General features: G+C 67.8%; 9 protein-coding genes and 1 pseudogene. 8 read left to right on the forward strand and 2 right to left on the reverse strand.

From position 1 onward, the window contains the following. The first annotated feature begins 112 nt into the window (after positions 1-112). The 4 genes from ACZ56V_RS19335 (at position 113) to ACZ56V_RS19350 (ending at position 5,431) form a co-directional block, all read left to right on the forward strand. Entirely contained in the window at positions 113-1,213 is a 1,101-nt protein-coding gene (locus tag ACZ56V_RS19335) for a C40 family peptidase (RefSeq protein ID WP_468943701.1), read from the forward strand. Between the two features lie 4 nt (positions 1,214-1,217). After that, entirely contained in the window at positions 1,218-2,150 is a 933-nt protein-coding gene (locus tag ACZ56V_RS19340) for a hypothetical protein (RefSeq protein WP_468943704.1), read from the forward strand. Between the two features lie 108 nt (positions 2,151-2,258). After that, complete coding sequence (locus tag ACZ56V_RS19345; RefSeq protein WP_468943706.1) at positions 2,259-3,953, forward strand: hypothetical protein; 1,695 nt, start codon at positions 2,259-2,261, stop codon at positions 3,951-3,953. Further along, entirely contained in the window at positions 3,860-5,431 is a 1,572-nt protein-coding gene (locus ACZ56V_RS19350) for an amidohydrolase family protein (protein ID WP_468943709.1), read from the forward strand. The genes ACZ56V_RS19345 and ACZ56V_RS19350 overlap by 94 nt, the downstream gene beginning before the upstream one ends. A gap of 228 nt (positions 5,432-5,659) precedes the next feature. Here the strand turns inward: ACZ56V_RS19350 and ACZ56V_RS19355 are convergent, their stop codons facing one another. Then, positions 5,660-6,043: an ATP-binding protein gene (locus tag ACZ56V_RS19355; RefSeq protein ID WP_468943712.1), complete on the reverse strand. Its 384-nt coding sequence runs from the start codon at positions 6,041-6,043 to the stop codon at positions 5,660-5,662. A 554-nt stretch (positions 6,044-6,597) separates the two neighbouring features. On the opposite strand from ACZ56V_RS19355, the pseudogene ACZ56V_RS19360 reads away from it, so the two are divergent. The 4 genes and pseudogenes from ACZ56V_RS19360 (at position 6,598) to ACZ56V_RS19375 (ending at position 16,246) form a co-directional block, all read left to right on the forward strand. Beyond that, positions 6,598-7,711, forward strand: a pseudogene (locus tag ACZ56V_RS19360) (tyrosine-type recombinase/integrase). A 697-nt stretch (positions 7,712-8,408) separates the two neighbouring features. Further along, positions 8,409-10,685: a GmrSD restriction endonuclease domain-containing protein gene (locus ACZ56V_RS19365; protein WP_356369521.1), complete on the forward strand. Its 2,277-nt coding sequence runs from the start codon at positions 8,409-8,411 to the stop codon at positions 10,683-10,685. Positions 10,686-11,430: 745 nt separating this feature from the next. Next, positions 11,431-14,868 (forward strand): AAA domain-containing protein, encoded by a 3,438-nt coding sequence (locus ACZ56V_RS19370; protein WP_468944106.1) that lies wholly within the window; start codon positions 11,431-11,433, stop codon positions 14,866-14,868. Next, positions 14,852-16,246 (forward strand): phospholipase D-like domain-containing protein, encoded by a 1,395-nt coding sequence (locus ACZ56V_RS19375; protein WP_356369518.1) that lies wholly within the window; start codon positions 14,852-14,854, stop codon positions 16,244-16,246. Before ACZ56V_RS19370 ends, ACZ56V_RS19375 begins: the two co-directional genes overlap by 17 nt. A 594-nt stretch (positions 16,247-16,840) precedes the next feature. On the opposite strand, the gene ACZ56V_RS19380 is transcribed toward ACZ56V_RS19375, so the two are convergent. After that, on the reverse strand, positions 16,841-17,068 hold the full coding sequence (locus tag ACZ56V_RS19380) for a hypothetical protein (protein ID WP_468943715.1): 228 nt from the start codon (positions 17,066-17,068) through the stop codon (positions 16,841-16,843). Positions 17,069-17,826: the final 758 nt, after the last annotated feature.

Here is a 17,826-nt window from a genome sequence, read left to right on the forward strand (position 1 = left end):
GGAAGGTAGTGTGTTCAAGGCTCGAACGGCCCACCGCGTGACCCGCGGTGGCGGACCGCGGCGGCAGCCGTCCGTCTGAGCCGCCCGCACGCGACCTCTGAAAGTGGAGCTCATGAACGTGTCGACCGGCGGCAGACGGTTACTGGGCCGGGGCGCCACCACAGCCCTCGTCTGCGCGATCCTCCTGTCGCCCGGCCCCGGTCACGCGGCGCCGCGCGAACCCGACCCGCACGCCGGCAAGTCGATCGAGGACATCCGCGCCGAACTGGACGGCCTCTACCGCGAGGCGGAGGTGGCCACCGAGGCGTACAACGCCGCCAACGAGAAGGCGGCCAAGCAGGAGAAGCGGCTGACGACCCTCCGCAAGGACCTGACCCGTGCCGAGCAGCGGGTGAAGGACCTGCGCGAGCTCGCCGGCGCGGCCGCCCGCACCCAGTACCGCGGCGGCGACCTCGCCGCCACCGGCATCCAGTTGCTGCTAGGCGACCACCCGGACCAGGCCCTCGACGAGGCGTCCCAGGCCCGTCAGGCCATGCGCGGCCTGGTCAACGTCTCCGAGAACCAGAAGACCGCCCGCGAGGAGCTGAGCGAGCAGACCGAGGCCGCCACGAAGGAACTGCGGGAGCTGAAGAGCAGCCGTGCGGACAAGGCGGCGGCGAAGCAGAAGATCGAGAAGAAGATCGCCACGGCCGAGCGGATCGAGGCGGGCCTCGAAGAGGAGCAGACCCGCAGGCTGGCCGCGCTGGAACGGGAGCGTGCCCGGCAGGCCGAGGCCCGCTGGACCGGCCCCGGCGGCTCCCCCGCGGGCTCGGGGAAGGGGAAGGGCAACGGGTCGGCGCCGGGCGGCGGGACGCAGGCGAGCGGAGCGGCCGCGAAGGCCGTCGGCTTCGCGATGGCGCAGATCGGCAAACCGTACGTGTGGGGCGCCGTGGGACCGTCGTCGTACGACTGCTCCGGACTCACCTCCGCGGCCTGGGCGGCGGCCGGGCACCCCATACCCCGCACCTCGCAGGCGCAGTGGGGCGGCCTGACCCGCGTCAGCCTGTCCTCGGCCCGTCCCGGAGACCTGATCATCTACTACAACGACGCCACCCATGTGGGCATGTACATCGGAGGCGGACAGATCGTCCACGCACCACGGCCCGGCCGCAACATCACGACCGCGCCGGCCGCCTCCATGCCCGTCCTCGGCGTCGTGCGCCCCGGAGCCTGAACGGATGACCCACTCGCTGACCCCCCGTGACAAGGGGAACCTGCCCGCACTCGGCGCTCCGCCGCTGATCCGCCTCGACGCCTACGTGGCCGAGGACGGGTCGACGGTGGTCAACGGCCACCTGCTGGACATGGGCGGCACACGGCCGCCCAACGAGGCCATCCTCGACGCCGTCGCCATGTTCGCCCGCACCCTCGGGGCACCGGTCGCGGCCACCGTCATCGACCGTACCGCGCAGCAGGTGGCGCGGCTGCGGGTGCACCCCGACGGCTCCAGCCGGACCATCGGCGAGGAGGAGGACCTGCCGCCCGGGCGCGAGCGCACCGCCGCCGAGGAGGAGGCGTTCCCGCCGCTCGCCCGCGTCGAGCGGATCATCCAGCACGCACAGCGCGAGGAACTGCACGCCGCGTTCGTCCTCGCCAGCGCGCTGCGGGAGCACCTCACACTGCGCCGGGGCGCCGAGGACGAACTGTCCCTGGAGGCACGGGCGATCGAGGCATACCTGGCGTATCTGCGCGGCGACTACATGCTCTCCACCGTCCTCGCGCTGACCGTCGCCCGCATCCGCTGCCGCACCGACCTGAACCGGGCCGCCCCCGATGTGGCCCGCGCCACCGCGGCCTGGCAGCGGCTGTGGGACGAGGGCCAGGTGGCCACCCGCGGGCAGGAACTGCTGCGCATGTGGGAGCGGTTGTCCGCGGCGGGCCTGCTGCAGGAGCCGTCCCACCACGCCATGGCCCAGGCCGTGCGGAGCCGGCTCGCCCAAGGCGGCCGTTCCGTACCGCAGGGTTCCGAGCCCGCCGCGGCGGCCCTGAGCGCGGGCCCCGGCTCGGCCCCGGCGCCCGTCGCCCCCGAGGACAAACCCCTCAAGCCCACCCGGCGCGGCCTGCGCCGCTTCACCCGACGGGCCGGCCGGTCCCCGGGGCAACCCTCCTGAGGGGATCGGCGCCACGACGGCGTCTGACGCACCCCCTCGACCGGGCATAGCAACCCATGGAGGAGGCGCCCGGTGGCAGGCGTCTCGTACGGCTGAAGGGATGTGGCTGTGAAGGAAGCGGATTGCGCGAGCCCACCGGACGAGGCCGAGGCCGACCGACGGGCGAGGACGTCGCCGGTCTCCCGCCGCGGGTTCCTGGCGGCCGCCGGCGCCGCGGTGGCGCTGCCGTCGTTGACCGGGCCGGGTGCCCTCGCGGCCGACCGACGCACCGACGGCACCGACACCCTGCGACTGAGCGCGGGTACCACGTTCGGGGCGCGGGTCTCGCCCGACGGCCGGTGGATCGCCCTCGACCTGCTGGGCGTCCTGTGGGTGATGCCCGCGTCGGGCGGGCACGCGCGGCGGCTGACCAGCGACCTGTTCGACATCGCTCAGCCCGACTGGTCCCCGGACGGCGGCCGGTTGGTCTTCCAGTCCTACCGCGACGGCGTCTTCGACCTCTGGACCGTACGGCCCGACGGCGGTGGACTGCGGCAGTTGACCGAGGGCCCCTTCGACCACCGGGAGCCCCGCTGGTCGCCGGACGGGCGCACGATCGTCTTCTCGGGCGACGCGTCGGGCAGTTACGCGATCCAGACCTACGACGTCGGCAGCGGGCGGGTCCGCGTACTCGCCGACGGCCCCGGTGAGGAGTACGAGCCGGCCTGGTCGCCGGACGGCGACCGGGTGGCCTTCGTGGTGGACGACACCCGGATCGAGGTCGTGGACCGCACCACCGGCCGTCGAAGCACTCATGTCACCGTGCCCGCCGGCCAGGTGATCCACCAGCCGGAATGGACTCCGGACGGCACCGGCCTGGTCCACCACCTCACCCACGACGGGCGCTGCCGGCTGATGACCGGCGACACGCCCCTGGTGGACGACCAGGAGGCCTTCCCCTTCCGGGTGTCCTGGCTCGACCGCGAACGCTTCGTCTACACCGCGGACGGCCGGATCCACGTACGGTCGCTCCACGGGTCGGCCACCCGGACCATCGGCTTCTCCGCCGCGGTCACCACCCGCAGGCCGAGGTACACCAGGCGCCGCTCCGACTTCGAGAGCACCGGTCCGCGACCCGTGCGCGGGATCGGGAGCCCGGTGCTGGCCCCCGACGGAGAGCACATCGCCTTCCGCGCGCTCAACGACATCTACGTCATGAAGATCGGCCGTGCGCCGCGGCCGTTGACCCGCGACCACTGGTGGACGTGCGATCCCGCCTGGTCGCCCGACGGGAAGCGGCTGGCGTACTCGACGGACCGTGGCGGGACGCTCGACATCTGGATCAGGGACCTCGGCACGGGCAGGGACCGGCAACTGACGGACCTCGGCACCAGGGCCGCGTTGTCGGCGGCGTGGTCGCCCAGCGGCAAGGAGATCGCCTTCCTGGACCAGGACGGCGCACTGTGGACCGCCGACGTGGCGAGCGGCGACGTACGCCGTGTCTTCACCGCGACGTTCGAGCCCGGCAGACCCACCTGGTCACCCGACGGCGAAACCATCGCCCTGGCGGCCGTGAAACCGTACTCGGCCAGGTTCCGCGAGGGGCTGAGCCAGATCCTGCTCGTCGACCGGACCACCGGGCAGGGCCGATACGTCGAGGCCGTGGCAGGCCGCTCGATCCAGACCCGGGGGGGGACGACGGACCCGTCTGGTCCCCCGACGGCACGCGCATGGCGTTCGCGATCGCCAGCGTCCTGTACACCGTGGACGTCGGCACGGACGGAACGCCGGTCGGTGAACCCCGGCAGATCACCCGCGAAGTGACCGACGCGCCGTCATGGAGCGGCGACTCGAAGCACCTCCTGTACCTCAACAACGGCAGGCTCCGCCTCGTACCGGCGGACGGCGGGCGTCCGCGCACCGTCGCCGTGCCGCCGACCTGGACCGCCGTCCGGCCGCCGGCGCGCACCGTGGTCCACGCGGGCCGGATGTGGGACGGCGTGCGCCGGGAGATCCGGCGCGATGTCGACATCGTCGTCGAAGGGCACCGGATCAGGTCCGTGGAGCCTCACGCCGAGGGCCGGACGGGCAACCGCATCGACGCGCGCGACCGGCTGGTGATGCCCGGACTCATCGACATGCACCACCACCGGGAGATGCAGGGCTTCGCCTACGGCGACCGGCAGGGACGGCTCTGGCTCTCCCTGGGCGTGACCACCACGAGGTCGCCGGGGAGCCCCGCGTACCACATGGTCGAGGAGCGCGAGGCCACCCGCTCCGGCGCCCGAATCGCGCCCAGGTACTTCGCCACGGGCGAGGCGGTCGACGGGCCGCGCATCTACTACAACTTCATGCGCCCCACGTTCACCGACGCCCAGCTGAAGCTGGAACTGGAGCGCGCGAAGAGCCTGGAGTACGACCTCATGAAGTGCTACGTCCGCCTGCCGGCCGGGTGGCACAAGCGCGTGATCGCCTTCGCGCACAGCATCGGAATCCCCGCCACCTCGCACTACCACTACCCGGCCATGGCGTTCGGCGGTGACGCGATGGAACACACGGGGGCGACGAACCGGTTCGGCTACTCGCGCACCGTGACTCCGCTCGGGACGGGCTACTCCGACGTCACCGACCTCTTCGTGGCCTCGGACATGGCCCGCACCCCCACCCTCTTCGGTTCGACCACCCTGTACCGGGAGGACAGGTCCCTGGTAGAGGACCGCCGGGTGCGGACACTCAATCCACCGTGGCGGATGGCCGCCCTCCGGGAGAGCGCCGACGCGGCGAGCCGGACCGACCAGACGGCGCGGCGCGCGAACCTCCGGGCGCAGGTCCGCCAGGCCCTCGGCATCTACCGCCGAGGAGGCCGGATCGTCACGGGCACCGACGCCCCGATCGACCACGCGGCAGTCAGCCTGCACATGAACCTGCGGGCCATGGTCGCCTACGGGTTCACCCCGTACGAGGCACTGACGACCACGACGAGCCTGGCGGGCGAGATTCTGCACGAGGACCTCGGCCGGATCGCACCCGGCATGTACGCCGACCTCGCCGTCGTCGACGGTGATCCACTCACCGACATCAAGGACGCCGCGAACGTCGGGCAGGTGCTCGTCTCGGGCATCGCCCACACCGTCGACTCCCTGCTGCGACCCTTCACCGAACCCCCGGCGTCCGGGACCCAGAACCCCGACGGGAGCAGCACCGTGCTGCCTCCCGTACCCGACCACCCGGCCAACGACCGGTTCTGGTGGCACGGGCACGAGTACGTCGAGGAGGCACGGCACGCCTGCTGCAGCGGGTGAGCACGGCGGAGCGCGTCGGGCAGCTCCACCCGGGCTCCGGACCGGCGGCAGCCCCGGCCGTCGACGTCCGCTGGAGTTCGACCGGTTCCTCGAACTCGAAGGCCGCGAGGCGTGTACTTGGCCTCACCGTCCGCCCGTCAGCAGATGGTCGAGATCTCGCCGACGAGTCCGGCTCTGCCACGGTCCCCTCCGCGGCAGACGAGGGCGCCGTGCGACGCGGCGGGCGGGCTACGTCTGACGGCCGTCCGGCCGGGACGCGTGGGGCGGATGGAAGCAGGCGACGACGGTCTTGCCGTAGGGGCAGGGGCGCGCTTCCCAACTGTCGGCGAGGGCGTCGACCAGGAGGATGCCCCGCCCGCCGAGCCGTTCGGCGCTCGGCGGGCGCGGGGTGGGCAGGTGGCTCGAGGCGTCGTGGACCGCGACGTGCAGGCAACGCGTGTCCCACGTCAACACCAACTGCGCGTTGCTGTGAGCGTGGACGTGGGCGTTGGTGACCAGTTCCGAAACGGTCAGGAGCACCGCGTCGACCGTCTGCGGAGCGGTCTCCGTCCAGCCGAGCACCTTCAGACGCTCGCGGGACCAGTCCCTCGCGGCCTTCACGTCGCTGCTCATCGGAAGGGACCGCGCCCAACCCACCGCCCTGACCGATGATTCGTCCACCTGCGCACACCTTCCGTGGTCCCTGGCCGAGTCCTGCTCCAGTCGCGTGTACCCCCTGACGAGGTGTCGACGCGAGGCACCGGGGCCGGAGGACGGCATGGACGCTCCTGAGGGGCCGGCGAGAGTAGGCGGAGCCCTCCCCAGGTCAGCCGACGGGGCGTCAGGCAAGTCGGCAATGGATCAGTGTGAGTCCCGGAACACCTGGCGACGGCTGACCGGACACACGAATGGTTGTACGCTGCGGAGACCGCCCTTGACCTGCACAAGCAGGCAGGGAGCCGTCTTTCGGGAGTCCGACATGCTGCGCACCATGTTCAAGTCCAAGATCTAGCGTTTGGGTGTTTCCGCAGGTCAGATCCCTGATTGCCGCCTCCGGGTCAGCAAAAGGTCAGCATCGGGCCGGACGGTGTCCGGCTTGCTGACCTGCGCCTACGGCAGGGGCCTCCTGCGCCGCTCATCGCCCTGCTCGGAAGGCTTGATGCGTGGCTCGACAGCTTGCCCGTGGGATGGGATCGTTCTTCAAGGAGTGCGGTTGTTCCAGGCCAACCCGTTGCCCGCACCCGTACACGATTCGGTTCCGGGACGCTCTCGGCAAGCAGCGTGAAGAGGCTGGTTTCGGCACGCAGGACGACGCGATCGAGCGCCTTACGCAGATCTACGCGGAGAAAAAGAAGACGGCGCTGTCCGTTGCCGAGGCTCGCCGGGAACTCGGTCAGCAGACGGTCGCGGAATACGCGAAGCAGTGGCGGCCGCGGCAGCGGAGGATGACGGAGTACTCCACGGGCTGGCACGTCGACAGCTCCATCAACGTGCACATCATTCCCCGTCTCGGATCAAGAAAGCTGAACTCGGTCACGCCGATCGTGGTCGAGCGTTTCCTGGATGACTTGGAGGCCGATGGGGTGGGCCGCGGAAACCAGGTGAACATCTTCCGCACTCTGAAGGCGATCTTGCGGGACGCCTATGGCAAGGGGGTCATGGCGGACGATCCTGTGAAGGGGGTCCAGGAACCGGAGTACGTCCGGCAGAAGGTGGTCATCCCGCCCCTCGCCTACGTGAAGAAGGCGCTGACTGCCGCTGATGAGTATCTCGCGCTTGAGATCGTCATGATGGTGGGTTGCGGCTTGCGAAACGGGGAAGCCCGGGCAGTGAACGTCAACAACGTCGTGGCGGATGACGTCTACCGGGTGCATGAGCAGATTCACTCCAACACGCACAAGCCGGCGAAGCTGAAGCACCGCAAGGCGGGGGAGTTCCGGGAGGTTTCCCCTTCCGCGCTCGGTGCGGGAAGCTATCGAGCGGTACGAGGAGAAGCACGGCACCACGCAGGATGGCTATCTCCTGCGCGGCCCAAGCGGCTACTACACGGAACCGATGGAACGCCGCCGTGTGTAGAAGCTCTTCAAGGTCCTCCCCGTGGAGGACGGTGTCGGCATGTACGGCTTCCGGCACTACTTCGCCTCGAACGCGCTCGGGAACGGAAAACCGATCACCGACGTGGCCGAATGGATGGGGCACAAGTCCATTGAGGAGACGTATCGGACCTACCGGCACCTGATGCCTGGGAGCATCGCGAAGGCGGCTCGCATTTTGGATGCAGGCTTGTGGGAAGCGGCCTGATTCGGTGCTGAGATCAGCAGGTTCTTGGTCTGCTGGTAGTGCACCACTTGTATGCACCTTGACCTGGGCAGGTGGTGCCTGCAGGCGATTCGGGCGGTGGCTGGTCCGGAATTGGTCCGATGGGCACCCGCCGGACCGTGTCTCGGCTGCACTGCCAGTGGCTGGAGGCGACCGGAACCGGACAAGTAGGTGGTTGGCTGCCTGAACCTCGTGCGGTTCGGCGTGGGGTCGCGAGCCCCTAGGTGTGCTGTCCCCGGAGTGGGAAGTGTCGAACAGGGTGAGGCGTGTCCTGCGGCGGGCCAGAGGTGATCGGGAGGGCGTCCAGTTGATGCTGTAGGTCTTTCTGGATCCAGGCCCAGGTGTTGTAGCGGCGGATGGAGGGCGTGATCCTGCTCCGGGCCGGTCGAGGCCGGTCCGCCTATGCGGCGCGGCCGCTGCCGATGATGTGCCGGCCCGGCGTAGCGCCGTGGCTTGCTCGGCCGCGGAGATCAGCCCGACGCCCATCGACGACGATGTCGCCCTGTTTGATTGGCGGTCAGCGGTCAGCCGTCGGCACCTCAACTCTGCTGCAACAAGAGCAGCTCACGTGGTAGATCTCTGATGCTGTCCTCGTTCTCTGGTTTCTCTGGTTGTCTCAAGCGCTGAAGCAACCGAAGCATCCGCCCTCCATGACCCGCCGACGTGAGGAGCCCGCGCCGTGCCACCCACTCTCTACCGCGACACGGGTTACACCCTTCGGCATCTGATCGAGGACATCGAGGGTGGAAGAATCGGGCTTCCTGACATCCAGCGGCCGTTCGTCTGGTCCGCGACGAAGACCCGCGATCTCCTCGACTCGATGTACCGCGGCTACCCGATCGGCACCTTGATGTTCTGGGAGACCGGAGCCGAGGTGGGGACCCGGCAGATCGGGACGGGAACGGGCGACCGGGCGCCCCAACGGCTGGTCGTAGACGGGCAGCAGCGGCTCACCGCATTATTCGCCGTACTCACCGGGCGCAAGGTCGTCAACAAGTCCTTCGACGAGGTCACTATGCGGATCGCCTTCCACCCGCAGGACCAGACGTTCGAGGTCACAGACGCGGCAATCGAGCGGGACACCGCCTACATCCCGGACATCACCAAGCTCTGGGCCCAAGGCGGCCACCGTGGCGCCGTCAGGGAGTTCTTCCACCGGCTCGAACAGGCCGCAGGCGAGCCCCTGCCGACCGCGACGAGGGACGAGTTGGAGGAGCGGATTGACCGGGTCCGGGGTCTGCACGACTTCCGTTTCCAGGTGGTGGAGTTGGATGCCGCAGCCGACGAGGAGCAGGTCGCGGAGATCTTCGTCCGTATCAACTTCCAGGGGGTGAAGCTCAACCAGTCCGACTTCATCCTCACCTTGATGTCGGTGCACTGGGAGAAGGGCCGACGTCAACTGGAGGACTTCTGCCGGGCTGCGGTGGTCGCGGGACTTCCCGGACCGAACCCGCGCAACCCGTTCCTGGACCCCAGCCCGGACCAGCTCCTGCGCGTCGCTGTTGCCGTGGCCTTCCGGCGTGCCCGGCTCCAGCACGTATACAACGTGCTGCGAGGCAAGGACTTCGAGACCGGAAAGGTCTCCGCCGAGCGGCGCCAGGAACAGTTCGAGCGGCTGGCGCAGGCGCACACGCAGGTCCTCGATCTGACCAGCTGGCACGAGTTCTTCCAGTGCATCACCGCGGCAGGCTTCCGTAGCCGCAAGATGATCACCTCTGACACCGCCCTGCTGTACAGCTACGCGCTGTGGCTGATCGGACGGCACGACTTCGGGCTGTCGACAGAAGAACTCCGTCCGGTCATCGCACGCTGGTTCTTCATGGCGCACACTACCGGGCGTTACTCCAACTCCCCCGAATCACAAATGGAGTTCGACCTGGGGCGGATCGGTGGCCTGCCGCAGGGTGACGGGCGGGCGTTCGCCGCGGAGCTCGCCCGGATCATCTCCGCACACTTCACCGGTGACTACTGGGACATCTCGCTGCCGAACAGGCTCGACAGCACGTCGTCGTACTCCCCGGTGGTGTTCGCCTACCAGGCTGCGTTGAACATCCTGAACGCCGGGTTGCTCTTCGGCGACCAGCGCATCCGCGACCTGATGGATCCGGCGGCCAGGCCCGCCCGGAAGGTTCCCCGGGACCGTCTGTTCTGCTCCGAGACCCTCGAGCGTCTTGGTATCACAGACAAGCGCCAAGTCAACGCCATCGCCAACATGGCATATGTCTCGTGGCCGGCAAGTGAGAAGGGCAACACCGACGCTCCTCACGTCTACTGGCCGAGGATCACCGAGGCGATGGACCCGGAGGTGGTCAGGCGGCAGATTCTGTGGCACGCGCTGCCGGTCGGCTGGGAGCAGCTCGACTACTCGGCCTTCCTGGAACGACGCCGCCGGCTGATCGCCCAAGTGGTACGGGAGGCGTTCGAGGCGCTCAGCGCGGACAGTCCTACGTACGTGCCCACCACGGCGGCCGATTTGATCGCCGCCGGTGAGTCCCAGAGCACCGAGTTCAAGGCGAGTGCCCGTTGGAACGTGCACACCGGTGAGTACGACAAGTCCCTGCAGAACAATCTCGTCAAGACGGTCTGCGGCTTCCTCAACGGGGAGGGTGGCAACCTGTTCGTCGGCGTCGGTGACGACGGGACCGTACTCGGAATCGAGAACGATCTGTCCACCCTGCCGAAGCAGGCCGACCCCGATGGCTACGAACTGTTCGTACGCCAGGTCCTCGATGACAACCTGTCGGCCCCGACCGCGACCACCGTGCGGATCAGTTTTCCCGAGGTGGCCGACCGTGTCGTCTGCCAGGTCAGCGTAGCCGCGGCCGGCAAGGCCGTCTTCGCCAGGCCCGCCAAAGGCGGCAGCGCGGCCACCGACTTCTGGGTCCGGGTTGGTAACGCCACCAAGCAGCTACATGGTGAGGGTCTCCTGCGGTACCGAGAGGAGCACTGGGGGTGATCGTCCGTGACAGGGACCGGTCGCCGTGGACGTCACCGCCTCCGAACCGCTGCTCAGGCCGGGCCAGCCCTGAAAGGGCAGTCTCCTTCATGTCTCGCAGTGCTGCCGGCGGTTCGGGCGCTGCTTACGGGTACCGGCGGGTGGCCGCGCTCGTGAGCCGGTGGCTCGTGGGGTGATGTCCCTCGGCGCTATTTGGTCTGCAACTGGTCCGGCGGGGGAGCCCCCTTCGAGGCCCGCTATGTCGGGTTGCCTGGAGCGCGATGATGCTTCCAGGCAACCCGCCTTCAGGTTCTAGAAGAAGCCAAGCTTCTGAGGGCTGTAAGAACAAAGAATGTCCTTTCGTCTCTTGGTGGTACACGGGCCTATCCCCCTCTGACCTGCGGCAATGGGTCGAACGCTCAAATGCGCAACCAAGTTGGTCCGGGACTGGTCCGCATATTGGCCTCGGTGGCCCTGGGCAGAGGCCAGTTGGTCCGCCGGCTGTGCACGGCCTACATGTCCCTGCTTCGTGGAGCACCTGTGGACACTGTTCGCGCGTGCTCTTGGATGTCAGCCAGGGGCGGCGGCGGGGCCGTGTAGTGCCGCGCACGCGGTGGCGGATGGGTGGTGCCGGCTCGTACCCGATGGGTCGTTTCCGTGCCGCTATGTGGACGAAGTCGACCCGGAGGCGATGATCTACTGAAAGGATAGTCAAGGACGCAAAATTGTACGGCAGTTGATGGGTGAGGAGCCGCGTGTGACCGGCATGATCAATGGGCGGTTTCATCTGCTGCCGCAGGCGGAGAAGCGCCAGGGCGGTATGTCCGAGGTACGCAAGGCAGTGGATGTCTTGAGCCCGGAGGGCGCGTACGCGGCGGTGAAGCTGCTCAAGCGGCGCGACGACGAGGAGAGCACACGGATTTTCCTCGACCGTGAGACCGCCTCGTTGCGGGCGCTGACCCATCCGAACATCGTGCGGATGCTGGATTCGGGCTGGGACGAAGGGCTGGAGCAGTACTTCATCGTTTTGGAGTGGGTCGACAGGAGTCTGAAGGACGAGATGAGCGGGGGCCGTGCGCTGGACTGGCCGGCCTACTTCGCTCGGATCGGGCGACCGTTGGCATCTGCTCTCGCCTACGCTCACGAGCAGCGGGTGGAGCACCGGGACATTAAGCCCGGAAACGTCCTTTTGACCAGTGACGGCACGGTCAAGCTCGCCGACTTCGGGATTGCTAAGGTCGTGGAGACGGCGGCGGCGTCCGCGACAGACCACACGGTCGCTGACTACGGTTCAAGCCTGTACAAGCCATTGGAGAAGAGCAGCGTCGGCATGGTCAGGGACGTCTACGCGTACGCCGTCCTGGCCATCCAGGTCTTGTCCAACAGCAAGGCCCGCGACTACCCCGGGCTGCTGTCCGCGCTGGACGAGCTAGAGATGGACACCGATGTCCGCGCGATTTTAAAGTCCTGCATCGACCTCGAACCGCAGAAGAGGCCGGCCAACGCCATCGTCCTGGAGCACCAACTGCTGGAGGCGGAGCGACGGTGCGGCAACCGTGACGCGCGGCAGCGCAACTCGGTGTGGCTGAAGATGACCAAGAACGCCGCAGAGAAGCTCGTTACCGTGCCGGAAGGCGAGGAACTGGGCCTCGACCAGGTCATGGCGCGCGCCAAGTCGGAGGTGATGTCCGACATCTCGGGCACGGTGCATGTCGACTACGGCTGGAATCCGGCCACGAAAGAGGTCGACACCGGGACGGTGCGGGTCTTCGGCCGGAAGCTGTTCCTGCGCATGGCCGGCGACGACAACAACTCCGACCGGTGCGTCATCGTGTCCGCAGAAGAGCGGCCGGAGGAATGGCTGGCGAAGCGCCGGGAGGCTGCACTCAAGCTTGATCCGATTCTGAGCTGGACCTTCTACGATCCGGGCGAGGACCCGGCCAACCGCGGGCTGAACGTGCTGCTGGCGGTCCTCAACACGCATGTCGAGGCCCGCGAGGAGAAGGGTCGCGAAGACCGGCGGCAGAACCTCGGGGACCTCTTCGATGGCTGGCGGCACGTCCTGGAGGCCCGCGAGGAGATCGCGGCGAACGGGCGGCAGCCCGTCGCCTACGACAGGACGGAGGGCACCTCATACACGCGGTCCTTCCGTCTGGGCGCCACCGAAACGGTGATGGAGATCGGCGACGAGTGGTCGGTCGTGGAATACCCCTACAGTCGGCCCATCGACCGTGGTGTCGTCACCAGTCGGACCGAGGACACCGTCCAGCTCCGGATGACTCGTGCCAAGACGGCGCTGCCGCGCCGCGGTTACTTGCTGCCCTTTCTCGGCCCCAGCCAGAGCGCCATCAACCGGCAGCGCGACGCGCTGTCCGCGGTCGCCGCCGAGCAGAGCAGTAACCCTCATCTGGGCAAGATCATCGAGAATCCGCAGGAGATGCCGGTCCTGCCTCCGGTCGAGGTCACCTCCTGGGTCCGCGCCGACCTTGACCAGAGCAAACGGGATGTCGTCGTGCGCGCGCTGGGGACGCAGGACCTGGTCCTGGTTGAGGGGCCGCCTGGCACTGGTAAGACCACGGTGATCGCGGAGATCGTTGAGCAGACCCTCAGCCGCAAGCCGGACGCACGAATTCTCATCGTCAGCCAGACCCACATCGCCATCGACAACGCGTTGCGCCGTCTGGAGGAGGCGGGTATCGACGGCCTGGTGCGTCTGGGGCGCCCAGACGATCCGCGTATCGATCCCGCCGCGCAAGCGCTGCTGTTGGACCGGCAGGTCAAGAGATGGACGCAGAGCGTTCGGGCCCGGGCGGAGAGGCACCTGGAAGCGGTCGCGATCCGGCAGAAGCTGGAGGCACGGCACCTGAAGGCGGCACTCCTACTGGAGGAGGCGGCCGCCGTCGCCACCGACCTCGCGCACGTTGAGGACCGCCTCGTGGAACTGACTGCTCAGCCTTTGCCCGACCGCACCACCTCCGCGCGGGAACTGGGAGAGGAAGCGGTCACCGTCGGCGCCCGCCGGGAGACACTCCTCGAACAGCGAGCGGCCCTGGTCGCCGAGATCCAGAGTGCCCTGGACGGTGACCTCACCCTGCGCGAGACCGTGACCGCGCGGGAGTGCCGGGACGCCGTGGAGGCTCTGTTTCCGACAGATGGTCTTGGCCAGGACCTCATGCGGCTGCTGCGCTTGCAGGGCGAATGGCTCAAGCGGATCGGCAGCGACCCGCACCTGATCGCCAGTTTCTTGCGGACCCGGAATGTGGTGGGCGGCACGGCCCTGGGCTTCTTGGGGCATCCGGCAGCACGTTCCCTGGACTTCGACCTGTGCATCTTCGACGAGGCCTCGAAGGCGACCGCGACCGAGGCGCTGGTCCCGCTGGCCCGTGCGAAGCGGTGGGTGCTGGTGGGGGACACCAAGCAGCTCCCGCCGATCGACGAGGACCTGCTGCGCAATGGCAAGGCCATGGAAGACCACCAGCTGACCCCGGAGATCGTGCAGACGACGCTGTTCCAGCACCTGGCGGACAATACGCAGCTGCCGGTCAAGCACCTGCTGCGCGAGCAGTACCGGATGACTCCTGCCATCGGCAACATGATCAGCAGCTGCTTCTACGACAACGGACTGCTCTCTCCCAATCCGCACGAGCTACCGGGGTACAGGGGCATCAACCGGCCTGTGCTCTGGATGGACACCAGCTTTCATCCGGGGCGGCGTGAGACGGAGCGATCAGGCACCGAGACCAGCGTCTCCAACCGGCTTGAAGCGCAGATCGCAGAGAAGCGTCTGGAGGTCATCGACCATGCGATCGGGAAGGGGGTGGTCCAGCCTCCCGGCGGCAAGCCCTTGGAGGTTCTGGTCATCGCGCCCTACGGCCGTCAGGTCGAAACTCTCAAGAAGCAGCTGGCCAAGAAGAAGCTGAGGCACTTCACGCCCGAGGTGCTCTCCGTGGATGCCGTGCAGGGTCGCGAGTGCGACCTCGCGGTCTTCTGCGTGACCCGCAGCAACTCCGACGGCCGGTTCGGGTTCCTGGGGCAGCCCTACTGGCGGCGCATCAACGTCGCTCTCTCCCGCGCCCGCTTCGGGCTGATCATCGTCGGGGACGCCGGCTTCTGCCGCAGTAAACCCGGCGCCCTGCGTAACGTCCTCGACTATATGAGCAGCCACCCGGAAGACTGCGAGATCCGCGATGTCAACGTTCAGTGAGGACAGCCTACTGGCCGTCCGCTTCGGAAATGCCCGCACCGGCTTCGACCTCGTCGGCATCGTCGACGCGGCCCTGCCCGTCGCCCGCATCACCGCCGAGGTCCTCGCCCAGGACAGCAAGGACATCCCCCTGCTGGAGGAGTACGTCCTGCGGCTCGTCGAGCAAGGGGAGAGAACACCGGAATCCATCGCGGGGTTCCTCGGCCTGGACGTCGCTATGGTGAACCAGACCGTGGCGGTCCTTTTCGGCTCCGACGACCTGCGCTGGACTGCTCCCGTGCCCGGCACAGCGCCCGTTCCGCGGCTGCGTTTGACCGAGAAGGGCCGATTCACCGCGACGAAGGCGGCTGCCATCGTCCCGGTCCGGGTCAGCCAGTCCCTCGTCTTCGACCAGATGTTGTGGCGGGCCTCCCCTTACAGCCGCCGCAGCACCATCGCCCGGGACGTGGCCACCGAAGCCGGAATGATCATGCTGCCTGCCGCGCGTTCCGGTCCCGTCGAGGACGGCGAGGTGACCCCCGAGGAGATCACCTCCCTACTTCAGGAGAACGGCACCACCACCCGCGAAGTCCTGCAGGTCAAAAGCATCGTCCAGACCCGGACCCGTCATGTCCTGCCGGTCAAGCTCCTCGTCTACGCGGACGCTGAACGCGCTGACATCGAGCTCGGTGTCGTCATCGACGGCGAACTGAGCGACCGCCATGAGATCGAACTGATCGGCTTCGGCGGCGCCAAGGGCCTCGGCATCAACGTAGAGCCCGAGCCTGAGCGCCCCCTGCTGGAACCGGACCTAGAAGAGGCCCGGATCCCCCTGCAGGAGGTCACTCAGAAACGCGCAGAGCAGGCCGCCGTCCAGCTCAACTCCCCGGCACCCCTCCCCGCAGAGCCGAAGGCCCTAGAGTCGCAGGCAGAGGAGATTCGAGCAATCGGTGTCTTCGAGCACCCGGAGCTCCTCGACGAAGCCCTCACCAGCGCCCGGAAACGCATCCTGATCATCTCACCGTGGATCACCGGCGCGATCGTCACCACGGCGTTCGTCGGCAAACTGGAACGCCGACTGCAGCGTGGTGTGAAGGTCGACATCGCCTACGGCTATGACGATAGCGAGAATAGGACCGACCCGAATGCCATCAGAAGGCTGAACAACCTCGCTGTGCGATACCCCGAGAAGCTGCATGTGGCGCGCCTCAAGAGCAACCATGCCAAGATCCTCCTCTTCGACGATGCCTGGGTGACCACCTCCTTCAACTGGCTCTCCTTCAAGGGCGATCCGGACCGCACCTACCGGGTGGAGGAGGGCACCCTGATCCGGAATCGGGAGAAATCTGACGTCTACTATGCCCGCTACCTCGAAATCATTGGCGACAACCGCCGATAGGCCAGCACCGTGGAGTCCTGCCTGATCTGAGCCGGCTCCTCGGCCCTTGGGCCGGGAGGGCGGGAGAGGTGGCCCGCCTGAAGGCCCTGTGGGCGCAGCAGGGTGGCGCGCCGCGTGTGCTGGCTGACCGGTGGGCGGAGATCGACGGCGGGCCCCGGAGCACTGGCCCGCACGGGTGGCTGGTCCGGGGAAGCTTGGCGCATTGGCCGTCCTGTTCGGATCCCCGGTTTCACCTCCCACTCACGCGGAGTAGCTTCGGACACTAGCCGTCCTTGACGAGAAGCGGGGTCCATCCACAAGGATCCAAACTGACTGGTTGCCGCCGCTGGCCGAGGCCCGCTGTACCTATCCGTGACATTTGGTGGCCGGCCAGACGGTGGCCGTGTCGATCACGAAGCGGTAGCGGACGTCGTTGGCCTGGACGCGGTCGTACGCCTCATTGATCTGGTCGGCGCGGATCATCGCGATCTCCGCAGGCAGTTCACCGACGTGAACAGGGTGAGATCCAAATCTGACGGTCCCTGAAATGGGCGGTCCAATGCCTTCCCCCAAGGCAGATTCCCATGGTCAATGACATGCGAGGCAGTCTGCTGGTCACGCCTCGTGCGGCGGCTGGGGCTGCGCTGGGTTCGGAGTGATGAACACCGCGAGGCAGTGGAACTCGTGACATGAGTCCTCCAGTTGGGTGTAGGGACGCCAGGTGAGCATGTAGGCGCCCCGCAGCACTCGGGTGTTATCCAGGAAGGAACCGCCGGCCCAGAGCGAGGTGCCGCTCAGTTCGCGGCCGTGGTGGATCCGGAACTCCTCGTCCCTGGTGGGCATCCTGTGTTGCCTGGGGCGCCACAGGGCGGCCTCATTTGTAATGAGCAGGGCCAGTCCGGTCTGGTCCTCGCGGTCGCAGAAGTGTCCCAGACTTCCTACGTCCCGCAGGAAGTCCCTACGCGCGACGTCCGGCGCATTGTGTCCGCGCAAGGCGTACTCTTCGGGAGGCGTCCCGGCGGTACCCGACCACTGCCGGGTCACGTATTTGCATTCGATTGCCGTACGGCCCGCAGGCCCCAGGCACAGTAGGTCCAGGTACTCCGAGGCGTCGCTCCCGCGCACTGGGACCTCGAGACGGCACCTGACCTCCGGCGCAACCTCGCCCACGGCGAGGGCGAAACTGTGCTGGAGATCGGCCTCGGAATGGAACACCGGCCGCCGTGCGCGTAGACACGCCAGAACTTCGTCCAGCGCAGCGCTACCCGAGATCACCTCCAGGGAGGCGGGCGGGGGCGGGGGGGTATGGGCGTGGCCACGACGCCATTGAAGACAGTGCAGCCTGCCCTTGTCAGCTGAGAGCCCATCACCGTCGACAGAACGTCGGCCACATCCCTGAGGCCGAGACGTTCATAATCCGCCGAACGCACCTTCGCAGGGGGCCGACGGGTGAGGATGCCGTGGGATGGCAGCGATCTCCTAAAAGCGGTTCCCGTAGTACTGGATGAGGTCCCCCCAGGGACCGTGATGCCAAGATCCTACGACTGGCCAGGGGAATGCGGTGGGACCTGTCGGTCTTACGCTCGGTTGGCAGGTGATCG

The organism is Streptomyces sp. NPDC034099, assembly GCF_055575415.1.